Origin of the sequence: Streptomyces sp. UNOB3_S3, from assembly GCF_020740895.1 — a bacterium.
Lineage (GTDB): Bacteria > Actinomycetota > Actinomycetes > Streptomycetales > Streptomycetaceae > Streptomyces.
Window position 1 is genome coordinate 1 of the sequence record NZ_JAILXP010000464.1, and the last position, 4986, is coordinate 4986.

4 protein-coding genes and 1 pseudogene are annotated in these 4986 nt (G+C 70.1%); all 5 read right to left on the minus strand.

Features of this window, described 5'->3' with window-relative positions:
• A pseudogene (locus K6I33_RS31735) lies at positions 1 to 192 on the minus strand (DoxX family protein); the annotation flags it as partial.
• A gap of 59 nt (positions 193 to 251) precedes the next feature.
• A complete protein-coding gene (locus tag K6I33_RS31740) occupies positions 252 to 1571 on the minus strand; it encodes a hemolysin family protein (protein ID WP_229358005.1) in 1320 nt (439 codons plus the stop codon).
• Entirely contained in the window at positions 1568 to 2065 is a 498-nt protein-coding gene (gene ybeY, locus K6I33_RS31745; protein WP_229358006.1) for an rRNA maturation RNase YbeY, read from the minus strand. The genes K6I33_RS31740 and ybeY overlap by 4 nt, the downstream gene beginning before the upstream one ends.
• Before the next feature lie 14 nt (positions 2066 to 2079).
• Positions 2080 to 4152, minus strand: coding sequence for a PhoH family protein (locus K6I33_RS31750; protein WP_229358007.1), 2073 nt, complete (start codon positions 4150 to 4152; stop codon positions 2080 to 2082).
• Positions 4153 to 4303: 151 nt separating this feature from the next.
• On the minus strand, positions 4304 to 4986 hold a 683-nt coding region (locus tag K6I33_RS31755; RefSeq protein WP_229358008.1), incomplete at its 5' end, for a carbohydrate kinase family protein.

Here is a 4986-nt window from a genome sequence, read left to right on the forward strand (position 1 = left end):
CAGGTGCACCGCCCCGTTCAGCCGCACGAGCGCCCGCGCGTCGCGCGGCAGGACCGGGATCCAGTCCGCGATGGCGAGCGCGACGGGCGCCGCGACCGGCGCGAGGAGTTCCGGGCGGCGGACGGTCTGGACGCCGGCGCTGATGAACGCCGACGCCAGCAGCGGCCGCGCGAGAGTTCTGAGAACCGCCATTCCAGGACCGTTCCCTCCCCCTCGCGGGAGGATTCCCCCGAACGGGACGATTCCCCCGCTCAGTCCTCCTGGAAGAGGCCCCGCACCGGCTCCACGAGCACCGTGACGATGCGGTTGCGCCGCCCCGCTGCGGCCTCCGCGGTGAGCCGCAGAGCGGTGAGCGTGGGGTCCTTGCCGTGTTCGGAGACGTGCTCGAAGAGCGGGACCTCCGCCGTCGCGCCGGCGATCGGCACCCGGCCCAGCGACTTGGCCAGCAGTCCGCCGACCGTCTCGACGTCCTCGTCGTCGAACTCGTCGAGGCCGTAGAGCTCGCCGAGGTCGCCGATGTCGAGCCGGGCCGTGACCCGGTAGCGGTCGTCGCCGAGCTCCTCGACGGGCGGCAGCTCCCGGTCGTACTCGTCGGTGATCTCGCCGACGATCTCTTCCAGGATGTCCTCGATGGTGACGATGCCGGCGGTGCCGCCGTACTCGTCGATGACGACCGCGCAGTGGTTGCGCTGCTGCTGCATCTCGCGCAGCAGGTCGCCCGCGTTCTTGGTGTCCGGGACGAAGACCGCCGGCCGCATCGCGGTGGAGACGAGCTCGCTCTCCGCGTCACGGTTGATGTGCGTCTTGCGGACGAGGTCCTTGAGGTAGACGATGCCCACCACGTCGTCCTCGTTCTCCCCCGTCACCGGGATCCGGGAGAAGCCGGAGCGCAGCGCGAGGGTGAGCGCCTGGCGGATGGTCTTGCCGCGCTCTATGACGATCAGGTCCGTGCGCGGCACCATGACCTCGCGGACGAGAGTGTCGCCGAGCTCGAAGACGGAGTGCACCATGCGGCGCTCCTCGTCCTCGATCAGCGACTCCTGCTCCGCCAGGTCGACCATCGCCCGCAGCTCCGCCTCCGAGGCGAAGGGGCCCATGCGGAAGCCCTTGCCGGGGGTGAGGGCGTTGCCGATGAGGATCAGCAGCCGGGGCACGGGCCCCATGATCCGGGCGAGCGGCAGCAGCACGTACGCCGCGGCCGTGGCGGTGCCCAGCGGGTGCTGGCGGCCGATGGTGCGCGGGGAGACGCCGACGGCCACGTACGAGACGAGGACCATCACCGCGATGGCGACGGTCAGCGCCTCCCAGGTGGCGTCGAAGGACTCCAGGCAGACATAGGTGACGAAGACCCCCGCCGCCATCTCGCAGGCGACGCGCACCAGCAGCGCGACGTTCAGATAGCGGGTGGGGTCGGCCGCGACGGCCATCAGCCGCGCGCTGCCCCGCCGCCCGGCCCGGGCGGCCTCCTCGGCCCGGAACCGGGTGGTCCGGGCGAGGCCGGCCTCGGCGCAGGCGGCGAGCCAGGCGACGACGAGCAGCAGGACCGCGGCGGCGATCAGCTGGCCGGTCACGTGAACGTGGGAGCCGGGGAGGGCCCTTCGATGCCGCGCTCGGCGCGCCAGCCGTCGATGATCGCCGCCTGGAGGCCGAACATCTCGGCCTTCTCGTCGGGCTCCTCGTGGTCGTAGCCGAGGAGGTGGAGCACGCCGTGGACGGTCAGGAGCTGGAGCTCCTCGTCCATGGAGTGCCCGGTCGGGGCCTCCTCGCCCTGCTTCTTCGCGACCTCCGGGCAGAGGACGATGTCGCCGAGGAGACCCTGCGGCGGCTCGTCGTCGTCCTTGGCCGGCGGGCGCAGCTCGTCCATGGGGAAGGACATCACATCGGTGGGGCCGGGGAGGTCCATCCACTGGATGTGGAGCTGCTCCATCGCATCGGCGTCGACAACGATGACCGAGAGTTCGGAGAGCGGGTGGATACGCATCCGGGTGAGGGCGTAGCGGGCGACGTCCAGGATCGCCTGCTCGTCGACCTCCGTGCCGGATTCGTTGTTGACGTCGATAGACATGCTGTTACCGGGGCTTACTTTCCGTTGCGGCTGTCGTACTGCTCGTACGCGTCGACAATACGGCCGACCAGCTTGTGCCGGACGACGTCCCTGCTGGTGAGGTACGAGAAATGGACGTCGGTGACGCCCTCCAGGATCTCCTGCACCTGCCGCAGACCGCTCTTGGTGCCGCCGGGCAGGTCGATCTGGGTGACATCACCCGTGATCACGATCTTGGAATCGAAGCCGAGCCGGGTGAGGAACATCTTCATCTGTTCGGGGCTCGTGTTCTGCGCCTCGTCGAGGATGATGAACGCGTCGTTGAGCGTGTTGTGCGTCAGCAGATAGTCCTGGGTGACGTACAACGAATCCTCCGCCGCGACCTGGATACAGACGGCCTCCTCGCGGCCTGCAGGCTCGATGCTGTCGACGAAACGCATCGGGCTGCCTCCACCCCCGGCGGCCCGGTAGGTCTCCAGCTTGCGGGAGAGACGGAAGGGCTCGATGCCCTCCGGAAGCCGGATGTCGACGATGTGGGCGTCATGGCGGTGAGTGACCTCCCGGCCCTTCGCCATCCCCGGTGTCCGGCCCTCAGCCGCGCGGCGGCGGGTGTACGCGACACCGCCCAGTGACCGCACCAGTGAGATCACATCATCCCTCAGCAGGATCGACGTGGTCGTGTACTGGATACGGCACGTACGACCGGCTTGGACGACCGGCCCGCCGTCGGCGTCCAGCAGGCCCTGGAGGACGGCCAGGCGAACCTCGGCGGAATTGTGGAGGTAGTCGTCCGGAACGAACTTCGAGTGCGACCGGGTGCCGAGCAGATCCAGGACACGCAGCGTTCGAGTGACAGGGTTCTCCAGAGTGACCACATCGCCCGGCGCCTTCACCCGATTCAGGGTGTAGTCGACCCGACTCTTCCGGCGCACCTCGACGTCTGTCAGAGCCGCTTCCAGGGCAGCGGCGAGCTCCGGGTCCTCTGTGGAGAACGAGGGTGTCGTGCTGCCTGTGAGGCACCCGTCACCGAGCAGCAGGCCCAGGGCGTACGGATCCATGGGAACCGCGCGCTCAGGGAAGCGGACGGGTGCCGTGAGCAGCGGCAGCTCGTACCGGCGGGCATGCGCGGCACGCAGGTTGCCGATCATCTCCTTGGTCTCCAGGACCCGCCACGGCTTGTCGCGGCGCTTGTCCGAGGCGGTACGGACCGTCCACAGGTGCTCGCCGCAGCACAGGGTCCAGGAGCCGTCCTGCGCGGTGACGCGGTAGATGTCCTTCTCACCCTGCGGGTACACGCCCAGGACCGGGGTCGGCTCGCCGTTCGAGCCGATGACCAGGTCACCGACCCGGAGGTCGCCGATGGGGCGCCAGCCGTCCGGGGTCAGGACGTTCGTGAAGACTGGCTGCGCACGGCCTCGCATGTACGCCAGCGGGGCGACCTCGATCGTCCCGGCGGCCATCAGGCGCGGGATGGAGTCGGGGTCGATCATGTCGTGGAGGGCGTCGTAGAGCGGCCGCAGATAGGGGTCGATCTTCTCGTAGAGCGTGCCGGGCAGGAAGCCCAGCCGCTCGCCCGCCTCGACGGCCGGCCGGGTCAGGATGATCCGGTTGACCTGCTTGGACTGGAGGGCCTGGACCGCCTTGGCCATGGCCAGATAGGTCTTTCCGGTACCGGCGGGGCCGATGCCGAAGACGACCGTGTGCTTGTCGATCGCGTCGACGTAGCGCTTCTGGTTGAGCGTCTTGGGGCGGATGGTGCGGCCGCGGCTGGAGAGAATGTTCTGGGTGAGGACCTCGGCGGGGGTCTCGCCCTCGCCCTCCTCGCCCCGCAGCATGGCGATCGAGCGTTCCACCGCGTCCTCCGTCATCGGCTGCCCGGTGCGGAGCACCAGCATCATCTCGTCGAACAGGCGCTGTACGAGGGCGACTTCGCGATCGTCCCCCGTGGCGCTCACCTCATTGCCCCGGACATGGATGTCGGTGGCCGGGAACGCCTTCTCGATCACCCGCAGGAGCTTGTCCCCGGAGCCCAGGATCGTCACCATCGGGTGCTTCGCCGGGACCGTGAACCGCGCCGTCGCCTGCGGTCGTGTGGGTGTCTGAGTCATGGGCCGGCACTGAAGGCCTGCTCATCACCTCTTCCTGCCGTTGTCATGTCCGAACAACCTTGGAATACCAGGGTACGACGCGTGCCCCGGCAATCCCGAGGCCTTTTCCCCGGGCCCTCGGGACACCCGCCCCACGACGGCCCACGACGTCCTACGACGGCCTGCGGAAGCCCAGCGTCGGCAGGGCCCGGCGCAGCGGCCAGGGGCTGATGGCCTCGGGGAGGATCGCGTCGAGGAAGGCGTAGCGGCGCAGTGTGGCCGGGGACTGGTCGTCGAAGGACCGGACGTGCTGCCACCACGCGGCGATCTCCACCCAGCCGGGCGCCGACAGCGACCCCCCGAACTCCTGGACCGACAGGGCGGCCGTCAGCCCCGCGAAGGCCAGCCGGTCGGCCAGCGGCCACTCGGCGAGGGTGCCGGTGACGAAGCCGGCCACGAAGACGTCCCCCGCGCCGGTCGGGTCGAGCGCCTCGACGACGATCCCCGGCACCTCGGCGCTCTCGCCGGTGCGCCCGTCCACCGCGTACGCGCCCCGCTCCCCCATCGTGACGACGGCCAGCGGCACCTTGTCCGTGAGCGCGCGGGCGGCGGCGCGGGGGCAGTCGGTGCGGGTGTAGCGCATGGCCTCCTCGGCGTTGGGCAGGAAGGCCTCGCAGTGCTCCAGGTCGGCGAGGTCCGCCGGGTCCCAGCGGCCGGTCTCGTCCCAGCCGACGTCGGCGAAGACCCGGCTGCCCCGGCGGGCCGCCGTCGCGATCCACTCCTCCTGCCGCCCCGGCGTCAGCAGCCCCACACAGGCCCGCGCGGGCGGCGGGCACTGGGGCTGGCTCTTATACA

Coding starts and splice junctions, on each gene's coding strand:
- K6I33_RS31750 (WP_229358007.1), bottom strand. CDS start 4,152: ATGACTCAGACACCCACACGACCGCAGGCGACGGCGCGGTTCACGGTC.
- ybeY (WP_229358006.1), bottom strand. CDS start 2,065: ATGTCTATCGACGTCAACAACGAATCCGGCACGGAGGTCGACGAGCAG.